Below are 1,957 nucleotides of genomic sequence, written 5' to 3'. Positions count from 1 at the left end.
AAAAAAAACCAGCGCGGCTGCAAAAAGACTTTCAACAAAAGCTGGAAAGTCCTGGCCGCCGGTCAAGGATCCATTGAAAACAATCTTCAGATGACGGTTGCCGCAAAAAAGGGGCCGGTGCGCCTTCGTCCGTCGGAAACAGGCAGGTCGGGCAGTCATTTCACCTCCGCCCTTCGAGCGTTCGGATCGCCCCGCTTACCGCTGATGCGGCAAAGTGTTTCAGCCAATATTTGAAAATCGCACCAAAATGTGTGTGATAATTTTCCGTCAACTAAAGAAAATAAAGGGAACACATCGATGATTTACAGAATAGCATTGTCGCTATTGTTCGCGGTCGGGATACTGACGCAGGCTGCCGCCGAGACCAAGATGCCTTTCGCTCTCGACTGGAAGTTCGAGGGCCCCAGCGCCGCCTATTTCGCCGCCATCGACAACGGCCACTTCGCCGCTGAAGGTCTTGACGTCGAGATCAGCGCGGGCAAGGGGTCGCTGGACGCCATACCGAAGATCGCGACCGGCGCTTTTCCCATCGGCTTTGCCGACATCAACAGCCTGATCAAGTTCCTGGATCAGAACCCCGGTGCGCCGGTTCAGGCCGTGATGATGATCTACGACAAGCCGCCTTTCGCGGTTATCGGACGTGAGTCCCTTGGCGTCAGCGCTCCCAAAGACCTGGAAGGCAAGCGCCTTGGCGCACCGCCGCCGGACGGCGCCTGGGCTCAGTTTCCCGCATTTGCGACCGTCAACGACCTCGACGTCGGCAAGATTACCGTAGAGCCCGTCGGTTTCCCGACCCGCGAACCGATGCTGGCCGACGGCAATGTCGACGCGATCACCGGCTTTTCTTTCTCCAGCTATCTCAATCTTGTGCGGCTCGGCATTCCCGAGGAAGACATAAAGGTCATCCTGATGGCCGATCACGGCCTGGAACTCTATGGCAACGCGATCGTCGTCAACACGGATTTCGCAAAGGAAAACCCCGAGGCAGTAACCGGCTTCCTGCGTGCCGTTGCCAAGGGCTGGAACGACGTGATTGCCGATCCGGACGCCGGCGCGCAGATGGTCAAGAAGCGCAACCCTGCGGCGGATGCCGAGCTTGAGGCGCGCCGCTTGAAGCTCGCAATCGACGCCAACGTCGTTACCGACTACACCAAGGCAAACGGCATTGGCGGCATAGACCAGGCGCGCATGGAAAAGGCCATGCGGCAGCTGGCCGAAAACTACGAGTTCCAGAACACGCCCGATATGGCGGTTATCTTCTCCAGCGAATATCTGCCGACGGACGGCAGCCTCGCTTTGAGGTAGCCGTACGGATCGACATTTAAAAAGGCGGGTCAATCCCGCCTTTTCATTCGGGTTGATGGAATTTCATGACAGACGAACCTCAAATCGCGCTGCGAGGCGTGACCCATGCCTATGTGACCGATGACGGCCCCCTGCCGGTCCTCAACGACCTGAACATCACCGTTCAAAAGGGCACGTTCACGGCGGTCGTCGGGCCGTCCGGCTGCGGCAAGTCGACACTGACACGCCTGATTGCGGGCCTGATGTTTCCCGATGAGGGAGAGGTCTGGCTCGGCGGACAGCTGGTCAAATCCCCGCGGGCCACGGTGGGAATGGCGTTTCAGAACCCGGTGCTGCTTGAATGGCGCACCATTTTGCACAATGTTCTCCTTCCGCTTGAGATCGTGCCCAACAAACTGTCTCAAAAACAAAGGGAGGACCGCGCCGAGGAACTGCTGGCGCTTGTCGGGCTTGAAGGGTTCGAGGACAAGAAACCCTCCGAGCTGTCCGGCGGCATGCGTCAAAGGGCGTCCCTGTGCCGGGCGCTTGTGCATCGGCCCGAGGTTCTGATTCTGGATGAACCGTTCGGTGCGCTGGATGCCTTCACCCGGGAGGATCTGTGGCGGATCATGCATGATCTGCGCCATCAGGAGGAATTCACCTGCCTTCTGAT

2 protein-coding genes and 1 pseudogene are annotated in these 1,957 nt (G+C 58.5%); all 3 read left to right on the top strand.

Annotated elements, in window-relative coordinates:
- The coding region (locus AC5E6N_RS12945; protein WP_491748201.1) for a hypothetical protein at positions 1-234 on the top strand (234 nt) is incomplete at its 5' end.
- Between the two features lie 63 nt (positions 235-297).
- Positions 298-1,305 carry an ABC transporter substrate-binding protein gene (locus AC5E6N_RS12940; RefSeq protein ID WP_491748200.1) on the top strand — a complete coding sequence of 336 codons (1,008 nt, stop codon included), beginning with the start codon at positions 298-300 and terminating at the stop codon, positions 1,303-1,305.
- 170 nt (positions 1,306-1,475) lie between these two features.
- Positions 1,476-1,957, top strand: a pseudogene (locus tag AC5E6N_RS12935) (ABC transporter ATP-binding protein); the annotation flags it as partial.

Source organism: Hoeflea sp., assembly GCF_984452065.1.
Note: the sequence above shows the minus strand (reverse complement) of the source record. Positions and strands in the feature narration are given on the sequence as shown.

Excerpts from the sequence above, each read along its gene's own strand:
- AC5E6N_RS12940 (WP_491748200.1), top strand. The coding sequence starts at position 298 with ATGATTTACAGAATAGCATTGTCGCTATTGTTCGCGGTCGGGATACTG.